We start from the raw sequence: 16649 nt of genomic DNA on the forward strand, positions 1-16649 counted from the left end.
TTTAGGAGGGGTGTAGTTGGCTAGTAATAAGAGATTTAATATTTTGAAAGGGGCAGTTGCTACTACTACTGCCATGGCTGCTGTTGTTTTTCCGAGTTCAGCGGCTGTATCTGTTACATCAGATGGTCAAGCAGAAGAAGTTCAGGAGAAGACTACAAGTGACACTGTCGTTAAAATAAATTCCGACAAACCGGATATTCCATATTTTTATTATTGGACAAGTGGAGAAAATGTATATTTAAGTTGGGATTATGGTCATCTTGCAAACAGACCTAGTAAAATTGAAGCTGTTATAGATAGTAGTTCCGATTTTTCAAATCCAAGTTACATAGAGGTTAAACCTAAAGGAGCAGAATTTGTTCCTAATGTATCAGGTGATTTCTATCTTAGGGTTAGGTTCTTGGATTCGTCTGGTAATGTGAGTTATGAAAGCATTAGGAAAGTTATAAGGAATTCTACAGAGACAAGAGAAATAAAGGGACTAACTTATGCGACATCTGGTACTGGAGTGAAAATAAGTTGGTCTAATTTTACAGCTGGAATAAAGTCTGTGCAGATTTCTAAAGATGGTGGAATTTATCAAACAGTTCCTCTAACAGATATAAAGGATAATTCATATATTTTAGCGAATGTCTCAGAAGGTTCTGAGATTAAGGTTAAGATAATTAATGGAAATGGACTTGAATATAATGGAGTTGTTTTCGTGAAGAAAGGCAGTCTTCAATCTTCGTCAAACATTAGCTTAGGGCCAAGCAAAGATGGAACAGGTATAAGTGTAGATTTATCGAAGACTGGTTTTAAGAAAGGAAATAGGTTCAATGTAAGGGTTGCCCAAAAACAGGATAGTGTCGTAGTTGTAAATGATGCTAATGTTGTATTGAGTGATGATAAAGGTTCATTTGATATACATCCTGATTCTGGTATGACTTTTTATAATGCGGATTACGTTGTTACCATTACAGATTTAGATACAGGCGATGTTTACACTTATGATTATAGACATGCTTTGAATTCAGTTTCTAATTTTGTGTCAATTGGACTCTCCGGTGGTGAAGTTGCAGCGTCGTGGTCTGCTTTAAGTGGCGTATACTCTACTGAATTAATATGGAGTACATCATCAGACTTTTCTGATTATAAAACTGTTGATATAAGTAAGGGAGCTCATGGAGCTTATTTTGATACGAAACTTGCCTCTGGACAGACAATTTATTTATTGTTAACTAATTATAATGAGCAAGGAAGAATACTTAGTCAAAATGTTATGAGCTTGACCTTAGGTAATTCTGAGGCACAATTGTCAAATCTGAAAGGATTTTACAAAGGTGATAATTCAGCTGAGTTTAGTTGGGACAGGATAGGTACTAATGTTGTTTCAGGATTAATAAAGGTTAACGATAGTGTGTATGTTCTATCTTCTTCAGAGTTGGCTACCTTAAATAGCACAAATACATTAACCGTTGGAGGTTTTGATAAAGGTAGCAAGTATAATGTAAGTTTGTACTTGGTTGATCAAAATTCTAAAGTTTATAGAGGAAATGTTTCTTCTATACAGATTCAATCTTCTTCGTCAGAACTTGCGGATGTTTCAATAGATGGAGTGTCTGGTATAACAGCTAGATACAATATATCTCCTGGTGTGTTAACGCTTTTATTAGATGAGTCTATTTATGATGTTAACCCTAGCTCTAGCGTTGAGGTTTTGGTAGATACTAAAAAGATATCTAGCGTTTCAGCTGTTTATGTTGCAGAAAGTAATGCGATAAACATATCAGGATTTATTCCTACTAAGAACTATAAAAATATAAGTCTGAGCTATAAAGATAAAAATGGTGAAACTAAATCGATAAATATAGCTAATCTTACAATAAATAGAGGAAGTTCTTTAGATTCATTTTTAGTTACTGCATATAACAAAGCAGTGAGTCGTGATACTAAGAATATAGATGAAGAAGGATACAATTACTGGAGAAGGGGTCTTTTAAGTAGGGATATTACGTTGAGTTATTTTATGAGAAACTTGGCATTCGTTCCTGAGTTTATGAATTTGATTAATTCTCCTCAAGATCTTATAACTAGGCTTTATAATGTTTTAGTTTTAAGGAATCCGGAACCTCAAGGTCTTCAATTTTGGACGGCAGTTTATAGTGAATTGATTAGTAAGGGAGTTTCACACAGTGAGGCTACGCTTAAAATTTTAATTGACATGACTACAAGTGATGAATTTGCAAATCTTGCTGAGAGGTTAGGGGTTAATCCGTAGGGATCTTATTAATTCCTTGAAATTGGTATGGTCATTGGGTTATTATAAAAGGGTAGAGAAGGATTCTCTGCCCTTAGTTTTTGCAAATTATTGTTAGGGAGGGAAGTGTATGTTTAAGTTGTTAGCATCTGATTTAGATGGTACGCTTGTTTTTAATGGTAAAATTAGTAAAGATGATATAGAAAGTATTTCAAAACTTCAGGATGGAAACAATTTTTTTGGAGTTTCTACTGGAAGACCATATAATGGAGTTTCATTTATTACGAAAGATTATGGAATTAAAATTGACTTTTATGTTTTGTTAAATGGGGCACTTGTATTAGATAAAAATTCAAATGTCTTAAAGCATGAAAAGATTTCCTTTGATATAGTTGAGTATATTTTTTACAAATATAGAGATTATTCTCTATTTGGTATAGATCAAGGATACGAGACTAGTATTTTATCTGGGAACGATTCGTATACTTGGGACAATATGTTTTTTAGAAATATAAATGATTTGAAACATAAAGATTGTTCTCTAATTTCTCTGGAATTTTCTAATAAGTCTTCTGATGAAATTGATGAAATCTGTGAAGATATAAATATTAAATTTTCTGGTATCCTTACTACGTATAGGAATCATTCATTTGTTGATATTGTTCCTGCAGGTTGTTCAAAGGGAGATGGTGTTAAAATTGTGGCTCGAGAGTTGGGAATTGAGAATGAAAAAGTTTGTGTTATAGGAGATTCTTTTAATGATTTAAGCATGTTTAATATAACCAAGAATTCATTTTCCTTTCATAGAGTGAATGAACAAATTAAAGATAGTGTTAATTATGTTGTTGGATCTGTTTCAGAGTGTATAGATGAGTATATTTTGGGTGGTTTAATTTGAATTTTAATGATAAAGTTTACATTATGGGTATTTTGAATATTACGGAAGATTCATTCTATGATGGAGGGAAATATTTTGAGAAAAACAAGGCTGTAGAACATGCTTTGAAGATTATAGAAGACGGTGCAGATATACTTGATATTGGAGGAGAATCAACAAAGCCGAATTCATTAAAAGTTTCTTCTCATGAGGAAATAGGAAGATTATTAGATGTCTTGTGCGAAGTTAGGAAATTTAAAAACGTATTAATATCAATTGATACTTATAAAAGTGAGGTTGCAAAAGAGTGTCTAGAAGTAGGGTGCGATATTATAAATGACGTCTATGGTGGGCTTTATGATGGAAAGATGTTTGATACTGTTAGTAAGTATAACTCGTACATTTGTATAGCTCACAACAGGTTAAATTTAAAAAATAAATTTTTAGATGTTGTAGAAGATACTTATAATGAGTTGAAGCTTAGATATAATAAGGCAATAAGTGCCAAAATATCTCCAAATAAAATAATATTGGATCCTGGACTTGGTTTTTCAAAATATGGTCATAACAATATACTCATACTTAGGAGCATTTCTAAGTTTAAGGAATTTGGATTACCTATTTTAGTTGGAGCCTCACGGAAGAAATTTTTAATGGAATTAAATGGCATGGATCCATTGGAGGATAAAATTTCTACTATTTCAATCACAGCGTATTTGGCGTCTAAGGGTGTTAATATTTTGAGAGTCCATGATGTAAAGGATAACAAAGAGGTTATAGATGTTATAAATTCTGTTTTATTCGGAGGATATAGAAGATGAATGATTTTATAAAAATCAATTCGCTTGAGGTATTTGGGTATCATGGAACTATTCATGAAGAAAGGAAATTAGGGCAAAAATATTATATAAATTTAAATGTTTATCCTATGAAATCTTTTAGGGATTTAAGAGAAGATATTTGCAATACTGTTGATTATTCAAAACTCGTAGTATTTGTAAGAAAGTATTTTGAGAAGAATGCAAGAGATTTATTGGAAACGATTGCATATGAGATAGTCGTTAAGATATTTAGTAAATTTCAGAATATAGTTAAGGTTGATCTTGAAATTTTTAAACCTGCATACCATGTGGATGTAGGGTTTGAGGGTATGAGTGTGTTTTGTAGTAGGAGTATCCATAAAGTTTATATTTCTTTGGGGTCAAACCTCGGGGATCGTGAACAGAATTTAAATAATGCTTATGAGATGATAGAGCAAAATGATATTGTTATAGTATCAAGATCCAAAATGATTGAGACTGATCCTTATGGGAATGTACCTCAGGGTAAATTTTTGAATTCTGTAATTGAGTGTAATACAATACTAACTCCATATGAACTTATGGAAGTGCTGTTAAATGTTGAGAGCAAATTGAAAAGAGAGAGAATGATAAAGTGGGGACCTAGAACCATAGATTTAGATATTTTGTTATATGATAATGAAATAATAAATGAAGATGGTATTGTAATTCCACACTACGATATGCAAAATAGGGATTTTGTATTAGAGCCATTGTGTTATATAAATAGATTTTCATATAATCCACGATTAGGGAAATTTGCTTTTGAAATGCTTGAGGATTTAAAAAACACAAAAAGTACTGTTTAAAATTTTGTATCTTGAACAGCACTTTTTGTTTATGCAAATATTTATTCTGTACGCAATGCAATTACAGGATCTTTTCTTGCAGCATTTTTAGCAGGAATTAAACCTCCGATTATCGTAATTACGATACTCAATATTATCAACATTATAGATGCATTAAATGGGAGAATTGCATTTAGGTTTGAGATTGTTGTTAATTTCATAATCAATGAATTGATTGGAACTATTAATATAATTGATGAAACAATACCTATAATTCCAGAAAAACACCCTATTATAAATGTTTCAGCATTAAACACCTGAGATATATTTTTTTTGGATGCTCCAAGGGATCGTAATATACCGATCTCTTTTGTGCGTTCCATGACAGATATATGAGTTATTATACTTATCATTATGCATGAAACTAAAAGTGAAATTCCAACGAATCCAATTAATAGCCATGATATTCCATTAATAATTAAAGTAAGAGAAGATGTTAATATTGATATGTAATCTGTGTAAGTTATTCGGTTATTCTCATCAACTATGGTATTATATTTTTCAATTAATTTCATAATGTGTTCTTTATTTTCGAAATTATCTGTGTAAATACTTATTGAAGAAGGATCATCATAATCTATTTTTCCAAAAGATGTCATGTTATTATCATAACTTGATTCGGTAAAGTATTCGTCGTATATTTTTAGTAATATATCTCTATCCGGATTATTATCAAGCCATCTATCTAATGAGGAAGCCATTGATATTTCATTTCCTGAATTTTGATTTTGTGTTGTTCCTTGCATTTGGTTTAACATAAGGTTATAGAAGGAAGCCTTTTCAGATACACCAAGAGAACGCAAATATATTTTTATATAATCAATCTTTTCATCATCATTACTGTGTATGAATTTTGTATTATTGAGAACGTTAATTTCAGGATTAGACTTTTGAGCTAAAACGATAGGACTTTTATCAGTTTGTTCAATTACATAATCTGTAAGTTCCTTTGTATATGCTACGGTGGTTGATATAGTCACAGTGGAAGAATCTTCTATTGGTCGTATGATGCCTACGATTTTTAGTTTTAACGATTTTTCGATTAGAGTATTTTCATTTGTTAGGTATGATTCGATATATGTGAAGGTGCCATCTGTATTTTCTACATAATGATCAGATTTAGTAATGAGATAAAATTCGTGTCCAAAAATATCTGAATAATTGAGATTCAAATCAGGTATATCTTCATCATTCTTGATTTTTTCAATTATATCATTATACTGTTCCTTTGTTATTAAGCCTAGCTGATATAATTTTGTTGCAGGAATTTGATTATTTTTATCTAAAACAAGAACGACTTCGTTATAATGTTCTGGCCATTTTCCATGTACAATATCATAACTATCTTTAACCATGTTGCTTATGAGAGTATCATTAGTACCAGGCAATATTTGGGAGAAGTTTTTAGAAAAGGATGTTTGATTATTAGATAATAATGGATTGTTATTTGTTATATTTTGTATATTCATAGTATTTCCACTGAATGCTATTGGAAGTTCGCTGTCTATTGTTTCAGTATCGCTATCTATAAAGTTTCCATTTTTATCATGAGAATATATCTTGAATTTTGTATCATAAGCGTATACAATACCATTTTCACTTAAATATTGATGAATTTCGTTATTTGGATCATCAATATATTTTTTGAATTGCTTTAGATTATTTTTAACTACACTCGAAGAGAGTTTTTCACTATTTTTAATTGAAGAATAATCAGCATAAATTTTTGATCTATCGATATTCTTATCGTTATTAGTTACATTTCCTATAATTTCACTTCTGATACCTATTAGGTTTGAAATATCCATATCCTCTGAGCTAATGGTTATGGGATAGGATGCCATTGTTTCTTTTTGTATGTTATCTATATATTTATTCATTCCATTTGACAAGGAGAGTATTAGAGCTATACCTATAATTCCTATTGAGCCTGCAAATGACGTAAGCACTGTTCTTGCTTTTTTAGTCTTCAAGTTATTGAAGCTTAAGGACAGTGCAGTTAAAAATGACATTGATATTTTTTTGCTATCTTTTTGAATTATTGGAATATTTTCTTCATTGAAAGGATTACTATCATTTACAATATTTCCATCTAAAAGTTTGACAATTCTTGTTGAATATTCCTGTGCAAGTTCGGGATTATGGGTAACCATAATTATTAATTTATCTTTTGAAATTTCTTTTAACAATTCCATAATTTGCAAACTGGTCTCACTATCAAGTGCACCTGTGGGTTCATCGGCTAGAAGAATATCAGGATTGTTAATAAGAGCACGTGCAATAGCAACACGTTGCATTTGTCCTCCTGACATTTGATTTGGCTTTTTGTGAACATGATCAATTAGACCTACTCTCTTGAGAACATCAATAGCTCTTTTTCTACGCTCTTGTTTTGAAATTCCGCATAAGGTAAGAGCCATTTCTACATTAGCTAGGACTGTTTGATGTGGTATAAGGTTATAATTTTGAAAAACAAAACCAATTGAATTATTTCTATAGTAATCCCAGTCGCAATCACTATATTTTTTTGTAGACACACCATTTATTATTAAATCACCACTATCATATTTATCAAGTCCGCCTATAATATTTAGTATTGTAGTTTTACCTGAACCACTTTGTCCAAGTATTGAAACAAATTCATTCTTACGAAAGTTAATATTAATTTCTTTGAGAGCAGTTTGCTTCAGTTCACCACTCACATAAGTTTTTATAATATTCTTAAGTTGCAACATAACGTACCTCCTAGTTTGTTATAACGTTATATGACATAAGGATACATCAAACAATAAATTCATGTCTAGTTAAATTAAATTTAAACTTTAATTTTATTAAATTCGTATTATACATATTTTGTAGTTAAAATATAATTATTTACTATCATTATTTTTAATTATAAAATCTATCATATTAAATATATTTACTTTACTATTAAGAGAAGATATATTTATTAAATCTGCTTCATACGATCCATCCCATGGATGTATGGATATTAAATTTTCATCGAATATATTTATTACAAATGAATTTTTACCATCTATAGATATGGTAAGCTTGTATTCAGGATCTTTCAAATTTATTTGTGAGGTATTATGCAAAAAGAAAGTTTTTTTAATGGAATTTATAAATAAATTAAAATTTTCTATGTACTCGTTAGGTAGTATTTTATTTTTTCCAGTTTTGGAATATAAAATGGATATTTGTATATTTTGAGAATCTTTAATTGAATGTACTAAAGTATTTGTATAGTAGTTTAATGATGGTTTGGAGAAATTTAATGGAGTAGGTATATTTTGTGCGAAGTTTTTATTACAGCCAATTATAATTAAGGGAAATACAATAATTATTATGGATGTGGTTAATTTTTTAAGCATAGCTATTTACCTCTAAAATATTTTTATTATTTTAAGTATTTCTTTTATTTTAAAATTATTATTTTTTGTGAATAATTATGATAAAAATATTTTAAAAGTAGTTGAAATATTTATATAAATTATGATAGAATCTACTGGTAAGGTGGCATGCCGCTGTGGCGGAATTGGCAGACGCATACGACTCAAAATCGTACGGGAAACCATATGGGTTCGAGTCCCATCAGCGGTACCAAAATTTGATGTTTAGTTTATAAGTTCGTTTAAGGTTTTTTGTTATATTGTGTGTACTTTGGGGTTCTTTTATCTATATTGGATCGCAAAGTTTTTGTGTTTTGAAATAAGTCTATGAGGTTGGAATTTAGTGTTAAAACAAAATGGAACGTATGAAATGTTATTTCTTACGTTCCATTTTTATGGATATAAGTTTATAGACCTATTTAAACAATTTTACTGTACCACTGTCATTTAGATAATTTATGATAGTAGCAATAATTGGTAGAATGAACATACCTAAAAATCCAAATAGTTCTGCCCCTAGAAACATTGTAATTAAAGTTACTATTGGATTAAGACCTATTTGTTTACCAACTACCTTAGGTTCTAAAACAGATCTTACTATCGCAATTATTATATATATAATTATAAAACCGATAGACAAATTGTAGTTACCTTTTATGAGCTCAATAACTGACCATGGAATTAGTATTCCTCCAACACCTATAACTGGTAATGCATCTAATACTGAGAATATTACAGATAATATTATTGCATTTGGAATTTTAAATATGGTGAATCCAATACTTAACTCTATAAAAGTTACGACCATCAATATAGAATAAGCTTTCACAAATTTAAATGTTGTACCAAATATATTATGTTTAATATCTAGAATAATTTTTTGAAATTTAATAGGAAATTGTCTCATTATGAATCTAGTAAATTTATAGTAATCTAATGTAAAGAAAAATGATGCTATTATTGAAATTATAAATTTTATTAGGAAAGATGGAAGTTTGGTTGCTATAGACGTTATTAAATTAACTACACTTAGGGATATTGAATTTACTATATTTGCTAAATATTTATTTATATTTTCGAGGTTTAAGGTCTCACTGAGACTGGGAATTGTATCTTTAATTTTTTGTATAGATATATTTAGAGCTGGTTCTATTTGGGTGGAATATATATCAGGTAATTTTTGGAACAGTTCCCCTACATACTTAAATAATTTTGTACCAAAAAATATAAATATAAAAGATATCGATAGATATAAGATTGATAATAGTATAAACCCAACTAATTTTCTATTTATATTTAAATATTTTGATATGAGATCAGTTGGTTTACGTAATATTGAGGAGATTAAAAAGGCTATTATGAATGGGAAAAAAACTGGCAGAGCATATTTTAGTATGAAAAATATGATACCGAGTATTAAGGTAAAGTATAAAAATTTAATTACAAAAGTTTTTTGTTTGTTTACATTATCCAATTTCTTATCCCTTTCCTCGATAATTATGTATATTTTTATTAAGTTATAAAGGATTTTTGTATATCTAAGTTTTAGATTTTATAAAATTCCACGAATCTCTACACATTTCATCAAGTGTGTTTTTCGATGTCCATCCTAAAATTTTTTTAGCTTTTCTTACATCAGCATAGAACTCATCAATATCTCCATCCCTCCTATCACAGAAATGTATATTTATTTTTCTTCCACTTACTTTTTCAAAAGATTTTATAAGTTGTAGTACGCTAGTACCTTTTCCAGTACCTAAATTCAAAGCCATATTCCCAGTATTATTAAAAAGATATTTGAGAGATTCGACGTGACCTATGGCTACATCACTTACGTGTACATAGTCCCTTACGCCAGTTCCGTCAATAGTATTATAATCATTTCCAAAAATATTTAGGTGCTTACGCTTTCCAATTGCAACATCACATATATAAGGCATTAAGTTGTTGGGGATACCTTTAGGATTGTCCCCTATAAGACCACTTTTATGAGCACCTATAGGATTAAAGTATCTTAACATAATACAACTAAATTCTTTGTCAGATTTACAGATATCACATAATATTTGTTCCAACATTATTTTCGAATAGCCATAAGGATTAGTTGCAGATTTTTTAAAATGCTCTGAATATGGAGTAGTATTATTTTTGTCATATACAGTTGCAGATGATGAAAATATAAAGTTTTTGCATCTAAATTTTTTCATAGAGTTTAATAGATTCAATGTTCCAGATAAATTGTTTAAATAGTACCTGATAGGATATAAAATCGATTCTTCAACGGCCTTTAGTGCTGCAAAATGTATAACAGCATCAATATTATTACAAAAAATTTCATCTATGGCATGTGAATCGAGTAAGTCACATTTATAAAATGCAACATTCTTATTTGTGATTTGTGTTATTTTATCCAATACTTCTATTTTGGAGTTACAGAGGTTGTCTAATCCGATCACATTATAACCGTTGTTTAGAAGTTCAACTATAGTATGGCTTCCTATAAAACCAGTTGCACCAGTCACTAATATGTTTTTCATATAAAAATACTCCCATTTTTTAGAAATTTTTATACATTTACATTTAAATATTTATTTTTATGAGATATATATTTTAAAAGACAAATTATATATTAATTTTTTAACCGTTCAATCAAAAAATAGAACGCAAAGAGTACATTACGTTCTATTTTTGGAGTAATACCACTGATATAACATTTGGTATGGATCTTTGATGTTTATTTTGATCATTCATCAGAAATATCTCGTGTTCATTATTTTCAAATGATATAAAAGTGGATCCTCCTCCATCTAAGTTAATAGCATCAACAATACCTAAATATTCAAGATATATTGAAAGTTCATATAAATCCATACCAATACTGTTAGAGGACTTATCTACGGTAAATAGTATAATTTTATTATCCTTAGTAATACCAACTGCAGTCCTAGAATTTTTAGTATTAATTAAAGAGTATTCAGCTAAAGAATTGTAATAATTGGAATCCATTTTTTTACCATCTTTAATTAAGTATTCATGACCAGTAAACGCTGTAAAGATATCGTTTTTAATATTTTTATTATTATCTAAAAATATGTTAAATTTCAACGATATTGGTAAATTTAGAAACTCATAGTTAATTTTGTGATAATTTAATTCTCCATAAGATGTTATTAATATTTGGTTTTTATTAATTTTTTTTGGTTTCGTCATCTCACCAACTTCAACTACTATTCCAAACATTTCAAATCCAGGATGAACTTCGCCGTTGCTATTTGTTAATTCTACAAGCATATACCTAGAAGGTAAACCTTCATGGGGGTAATAAGTGGACTCTTCGTTTATTTTGTAGTTAGTTATGTTTACATTATTATATGAGTCGAGTTTATTTATAGATGTTATGATTAAATTATCAATACTAGTATTCAAAAATTTTAGAGTACCAAGTACTGTTAAATAGTCAAATCCATAATTTTTATCTTTATCTATATAAAAGGTAGGTCTTTTTATTTTCTCATTTTCTTCAATTGCTGATGAAAATATTATGCCATCTGATATTGTTGTAAATAAGGTCTGACCATTGTTGAGTTGGAAAAATTCTCCATTTATTCCACCTATTATGTGTTTACCAGTGGATGCACGTTCTTCATTTATTTGATTTAGAAGAGTGTCTTTAGAAGAGGATAAGTCATGAGCCTGTATCAATGATAAATTTACATTAGAATTGTCAAGACTTAATTCAATATAATTTATCTCTTGATTGTTACCTTTACCATCATAATTTAAGATCGTATCATGAACAAATGTTATTTCCTCGTCTTTAGATAACGTTATTTTATAAAAGTAAGAATTTTTAGAGTATGCATATACACTAAATGTAAGTACTGTTAACAAAGTTATAGTTATAACTAAAAATATTTTATAAAATCTCATAAAAATTTCTCCGAGGTATATCTTCTAATATGCCTAATTCAAAATACGTTTAATTAAAATATCTCTACACTTAATTTCATTTTGAGAGTCTATTTTGTCAAGCTTCTCAATCTTATATTTTTGTTTTAAGCTATTAAAAATTAATCTATCTGTTATTTCATAATTTTTAGGTAATAGAGGACCATGCATATATGTACCAATCAAATTTTTATAAACAACACCTTCAGTTTTATCTTTTCCATTATTTCCATTTCCAATTGAACATTTTCCTAGAGGAGTATGGTTATTTATAAATGTTTCACCTAAATGATTTTCAAATCCAACATAAGTTTCATTTAATTCTTCATTGGTTACGACAATATTTCCAATTTTTCTGTGTTCTGAAGATTCGGTATAAGTATCTAAAATGTTTAACCCTTCAAGTGCTTTCCCATCAGCAGTAGTGTAGCTTTTGCCCATTAATTGATACCCACCACATACACATAAAACAGTACCATTGTCTTCTACAAAATTATATAAAGATTTTTGATTCTTTAAAAGATCTCCAATTATTATAGATTGTTCAAAATCTTGTCCACCGCCAATAAAAACAATATCGCCTTTATTTAGTTCTGGGATAAATCCAAGTTTAACATTATTTATCTTAACTGATATACCTCGTTTTTTACATCTATTTTTAATTGATAGAACATTGCCTATATCTCCATAGGTGTTTAATAGATCAGGATAAAAATGATGAATTACTATTTCCAATTCTGATGCCCTCCTATTACCACAATGTATTTAAATATTTCTCTTTGTGCAAAAGATTTCTGAATTCAAGCATACAAGTATAACTACATAGGATATAAATTTTTTCATTTTCTTTCTCTTCTATATAGTTTAATATATCTTCATATTTCTCAAATATCTTCATAGGACTTTCAATTTCAGCAAGCTCAATTCTCAGATGTATGTCATGCGTTCTAGTACCACCGGTAAAAATATCTTTTACATTCAAATTTTTGATCATTTCAAAATCCACATCGTATATCCAAGACACATCTTGACCATCAGCAAAGTTGTCATTAATTAAGATTCCCAATGATAATTCATTATCTTTATCTAAGTTTAAAGTATTTAATATTTCATTGAATCCAGCAGGATTTTTCACTAAGAACATAGTTACGGAATTCGATTTTATTTTCAAACTTTCTTGTCTTCCAAAGACATTTGAGAATGTTTTTATAGAATCTATGATTATGTATTCAGGTATACTACAAATTGAACTTATGGCATATGCACATAGAACATTGTACATATTGTATATACCACCTTGGTTGAATGAAATTATATTGTTTTTAATTTTTATAGAGCTAGTACAAACAGTTTTCTCTAAAATCTCAGATATAGAAAAGTCAAGTCTTTCTCTTTTAAAATTACATTTTGTACATTGAAAATCTCCAAGATGATTATAGGTCACAAAATTATAGGTATATTGATTACCGCAAAATTTACAATTTTTAGATTCAATATTTAATTTTTCATTCATGTCAGATTGTGTAAAATTATCAAATCCAAAATAGAACTTGTTATTATAAATCTTTTCAAGAGAGCATAGTAAGGGCTCATCACCATTCAAGACAAGTTTTGAATTACTAGATAACTTAATACCATCTTTTATGTGATTCAGTGTCGTATAAACCTCCCCATATCTATCTAATTGATCACGAAATATATTGGTAACAGCTATGATTTTTGGTTGAATATATTTGCATATATGTTTTAGACTTGCTTCATCAACTTCTATTATTGCAGTTTTATATATTTTTTTATTGAAGATGTTATAGTTTTTCATGTATGTAGTGACTACACCAGGTAGCATATTTGCTCCCGTCGAATTTGAGAAGGATTCTATAAATGCATTATTGAAAATATGTTGTGTAAGAGAAGTTGTAGTGGTTTTACCATTTGTTCCAGTTATTAAAATTGTTTCTACATTCTTTGAGATATATTTTAGTATATCTGGACAAATTTTTAGGGCAATTTTTCCAGGGAATGAGCTTCCTTTACCTTTAAATTTCAAAACAAAAATAATTATCTTCGTAACGATAATAGATAATAATTTTTTCATAATGTACAACCTCAAAAATTTAATATCTATATCTGAGTATATCATATTTATCGAAATTAATACAAATATGTTAAAATTTTGAACTAAACATAGATTTTTGTAAAGGTTAATTGTGGTGATACTGTAAAAATTTCTATATTGCGATTGCGTGGGTGAGGTTTATAGAAAATAGAAATTAAAATTGATTTTTGCTCCAAAAGTTATTTAGGTGATGTAATTACACGTTAGTTCAAATTTGATTTGCTTAGTCTTATTTTCGTATACAAGTTGTTAAAATTGGTACTTTGTGGTACAATGTTTAATGTGTTTTCACTTCAAGCGTTGCAGTGTATACAAACTCTTGTGGTTGAACTTTTATGTATGCGTGTCTATGACTGGAATTAAAAATTATAATGGGAGTTTTGATGATATTGGTCGTAGGTAAATTGTTACGTAACTGTTTAGGTTGAAATACGTTTGATTTATTGGGGTTTATAATTTAAAATGTGTTTGAATGAGGTTTTGTAATGGGTGAGAAGTTTGAAAATGTTGAACAACAGTTTCGATCTAGCAGATTTGAAAAATTACTTAAGAGAAACAAGGGTAAGGAGAAATTCAATTCTGCAGAGATGTCTCCATACGAGATTATAAACTATTTAAGAGATAGAGATGTAAGAAAAAACTATAAAGTATTTCCTTCAAATAGATTTTTGAAGAGGATAGTATGCACATCTTTGTTTGCAGTATTCTTAATAATTTTTTGTACTATTATTGAGGATAGGAGTTTAGTTCAAAGGAATTTGGATATTTTTGTAAGCAAAGTTGATGGAAGAAGCGAGTTTTCGGATATTATTGAAAATCGTATTGAGTATGTGATGCAGGGAGATTTTAATACAGTAATTGATGCGTATTTAGCTAATCAAAACAGCTCTATAAGCCAAAGTTTTGAGCTTGTTACCCTGTTAAGTAGTATAAATAATTTTAGTAAAGCTAAAGACGAGTTATCTAAAATTAAAAGTAGACTGGAGCATGGATCTTTCAATAGAGGATCAGATGAGTATAAGTTAAACCTTTATAGATTGATTGACGAATTGATTTTGATTAATGATCTTGATACTGTAGGGGATATTCTAGAGACTAATAGATCAATTTTAGGTAGTGAAATTTTGTTTCTGGAAAGAGAGATAGTGTACTTACTTTTAACTGATAATAATGAGCAAGCGTTGAATATCTATTCCTCGATATCAATAGATGGTATTGAAGATACTGAATCACTTTTAAGTTATGCGAACTTGAGTATAATTTTCAATAATATTGGTAGATCAGTATCGGCGTTGGACAAGGCTTTAAGCAAAGAAATAGATAATATAAATGTGCTGAGTATAATAGATATGATGGCATCTTATGATTTTGAAGAGTTGAGAAGGATATTAGATTCTTTGATAGAGAGTCAGCCGGATAATGAAAGACTTAATTTGATAAGAGCTAGGGTGCTTAGGGGGTATTTATTAGAGGATGGCAAAAGTGTGGAGGATATAGATAAAGTCATAAAGAAGAATTTAGACAAGAACTTGCCTAAAATTATAAAACTCGATATTTTGTCTTATACTTCACGAGATGATGATATTACAAGATTAGTTAACGAACTTAAAAGTATTGAAAATAAGACTTTTGATATTTATTATGCACTTGCTAGTCATAGTTTAGATACAGAAAATTTCAATGATGCTTTAAACTATATAAAACAGAGTTTACATTTAAATGAAAGCTTTGGTTATAGTTATAATGTTTTATTGAATATATTGTCAAGTCAAGGTAAGTCTACGAACGTAAATTATTTTTATTTAAAGACTAAGTCGTTGGATTTGCTAAATACAAATATCGATAAAGAATTTTCTGAAGTGTACTTAGATGCATTTAGTGATATAAGTAAAGCTATTGATATATTGGAATTTGCAAATAAAATTTCTGTATTTGAATCTGATTTAAAATATGAAATAGCAAATATATATATAGATCAACGAAAATATAGTGATGCTAAACAAAAATTGTATGAGGCAATAGATTTAAATGAGAGAGCAATCTATTTTAGAACTCTTGGAGTGTTGCTCATTGAACTTGGTGAAGCTGAAGATGGAATTTCAAATATAAGGAAGGCATATTCCATGGATCCTGAAGATATTTTAAATTTGAATAATGCGGCAGCTTATTACGTAAATGTTGAAAAAGATATTCAAAGAGCGTTCTCGAATGCAAAAGTAGCTTATGAGGGGCTTGATGGTACTTATAGTGAATATGAGATTTTCATAATAAGGGGAAATTACTTAAAGTTGAGTTCAATATATGATGAATCTACAGGAGAGTTTGATAGTAGTAGTATACCATTTATGGACTACCTGTATTAGGTGTTTATGAAAACTTTAAGCTTGTTA

General features: G+C 28.9%; 12 protein-coding genes and 1 tRNA gene. 6 read left to right on the forward strand and 7 right to left on the reverse strand.

Features of this window, described 5'->3' with window-relative positions:
* Positions 1-16 precede the first annotated feature (16 nt).
* The 4 genes from AALI31_RS01000 to folK all read left to right on the forward strand — a co-directional run bounded on the left by AALI31_RS01000 (position 17) and on the right by folK (position 4764).
* Entirely contained in the window at positions 17-2260 is a 2244-nt protein-coding gene (locus AALI31_RS01000; RefSeq protein ID WP_489884665.1) for a DUF4214 domain-containing protein, read from the forward strand.
* A gap of 109 nt (positions 2261-2369) precedes the next feature.
* The gene (locus AALI31_RS01005) at positions 2370-3137 is read left to right on the forward strand and encodes an HAD-IIB family hydrolase (RefSeq protein ID WP_489884666.1); all 768 of its coding nucleotides are present in this window, start codon (positions 2370-2372) and stop codon (positions 3135-3137) included.
* The gene (gene folP / locus AALI31_RS01010; RefSeq protein WP_489884667.1) at positions 3134-3937 is read left to right on the forward strand and encodes a dihydropteroate synthase; all 804 of its coding nucleotides are present in this window, start codon (positions 3134-3136) and stop codon (positions 3935-3937) included. The genes AALI31_RS01005 and folP overlap by 4 nt, the downstream gene beginning before the upstream one ends.
* Complete coding sequence (folK, locus tag AALI31_RS01015) at positions 3934-4764, forward strand: 2-amino-4-hydroxy-6-hydroxymethyldihydropteridine diphosphokinase (RefSeq protein ID WP_489884668.1); 831 nt, start codon at positions 3934-3936, stop codon at positions 4762-4764. Before folP ends, folK begins: the two co-directional genes overlap by 4 nt.
* A 41-nt stretch (positions 4765-4805) precedes the next feature.
* On the opposite strand, the gene AALI31_RS01020 is transcribed toward folK, so the two are convergent.
* Positions 4806-7538, reverse strand: a complete 2733-nt coding sequence (locus AALI31_RS01020) for an ABC transporter ATP-binding protein/permease (RefSeq protein ID WP_489884669.1) — start codon at positions 7536-7538, stop codon at positions 4806-4808.
* 135 nt (positions 7539-7673) lie between these two features.
* The gene (locus AALI31_RS01025; RefSeq protein ID WP_489884670.1) at positions 7674-8177 is read right to left on the reverse strand and encodes a DUF4883 family protein; all 504 of its coding nucleotides are present in this window, start codon (positions 8175-8177) and stop codon (positions 7674-7676) included.
* 149 nt (positions 8178-8326) lie between these two features.
* On the opposite strand from AALI31_RS01025, the gene AALI31_RS01030 reads away from it, so the two are divergent.
* A tRNA-Leu gene (locus AALI31_RS01030) sits at positions 8327-8409 on the forward strand.
* 201 nt (positions 8410-8610) lie between these two features.
* On the opposite strand, the gene ytvI is transcribed toward AALI31_RS01030, so the two are convergent.
* The 5 genes from ytvI to AALI31_RS01055 form a co-directional block, all read right to left on the reverse strand.
* Positions 8611-9669 (reverse strand): sporulation integral membrane protein YtvI, encoded by a 1059-nt coding sequence (gene ytvI / locus AALI31_RS01035; protein ID WP_489884671.1) that lies wholly within the window; start codon positions 9667-9669, stop codon positions 8611-8613.
* Positions 9670-9733: 64 nt separating this feature from the next.
* Positions 9734-10732: a UDP-glucose 4-epimerase GalE gene (galE, locus tag AALI31_RS01040; RefSeq protein WP_489884672.1), complete on the reverse strand. Its 999-nt coding sequence runs from the start codon at positions 10730-10732 to the stop codon at positions 9734-9736.
* 145 nt (positions 10733-10877) lie between these two features.
* A complete protein-coding gene (locus AALI31_RS01045; RefSeq protein ID WP_489884673.1) occupies positions 10878-12125 on the reverse strand; it encodes a phosphodiester glycosidase family protein in 1248 nt (415 codons plus the stop codon).
* 33 nt (positions 12126-12158) lie between these two features.
* Positions 12159-12878 carry a type 1 glutamine amidotransferase gene (locus tag AALI31_RS01050; protein WP_489884674.1) on the reverse strand — a complete coding sequence of 240 codons (720 nt, stop codon included), beginning with the start codon at positions 12876-12878 and terminating at the stop codon, positions 12159-12161.
* Positions 12879-12894: 16 nt separating this feature from the next.
* Positions 12895-14238 carry a MurT ligase domain-containing protein gene (locus tag AALI31_RS01055; protein WP_489884675.1) on the reverse strand — a complete coding sequence of 448 codons (1344 nt, stop codon included), beginning with the start codon at positions 14236-14238 and terminating at the stop codon, positions 12895-12897.
* 506 nt (positions 14239-14744) lie between these two features.
* Between AALI31_RS01055 and AALI31_RS01060 the strand changes: the two genes are divergently transcribed.
* Positions 14745-16622, forward strand: a complete 1878-nt coding sequence (locus AALI31_RS01060) for a tetratricopeptide repeat protein (RefSeq protein ID WP_489884676.1) — start codon at positions 14745-14747, stop codon at positions 16620-16622.
* Positions 16623-16649 lie beyond the last annotated feature (27 nt).

Source organism: Anisomitus miae (SeqCode) (genome assembly GCF_054906395.1).

What these genes read in the sequence shown, in the direction of transcription:
- AALI31_RS01060 (WP_489884676.1), top strand. Translation starts at nt 14,745, where the DNA reads ATGGGTGAGAAGTTTGAAAATGTTGAACAACAGTTTCGATCTAGCAGA.
- AALI31_RS01005 (WP_489884666.1), top strand. Translation starts at nt 2,370, where the DNA reads ATGTTTAAGTTGTTAGCATCTGATTTAGATGGTACGCTTGTTTTTAAT.
- galE (WP_489884672.1), bottom strand. Translation starts at nt 10,732, where the DNA reads ATGAAAAACATATTAGTGACTGGTGCAACTGGTTTTATAGGAAGCCAT.
- AALI31_RS01020 (WP_489884669.1), bottom strand. Translation starts at nt 7,538, where the DNA reads ATGTTGCAACTTAAGAATATTATAAAAACTTATGTGAGTGGTGAACTG.
- folK (WP_489884668.1), top strand. Translation starts at nt 3,934, where the DNA reads ATGAATGATTTTATAAAAATCAATTCGCTTGAGGTATTTGGGTATCAT.
- AALI31_RS01045 (WP_489884673.1), bottom strand. Translation starts at nt 12,125, where the DNA reads ATGAGATTTTATAAAATATTTTTAGTTATAACTATAACTTTGTTAACA.
- AALI31_RS01025 (WP_489884670.1), bottom strand. Translation starts at nt 8,177, where the DNA reads ATGCTTAAAAAATTAACCACATCCATAATAATTATTGTATTTCCCTTA.
- AALI31_RS01055 (WP_489884675.1), bottom strand. Translation starts at nt 14,238, where the DNA reads ATGAAAAAATTATTATCTATTATCGTTACGAAGATAATTATTTTTGTT.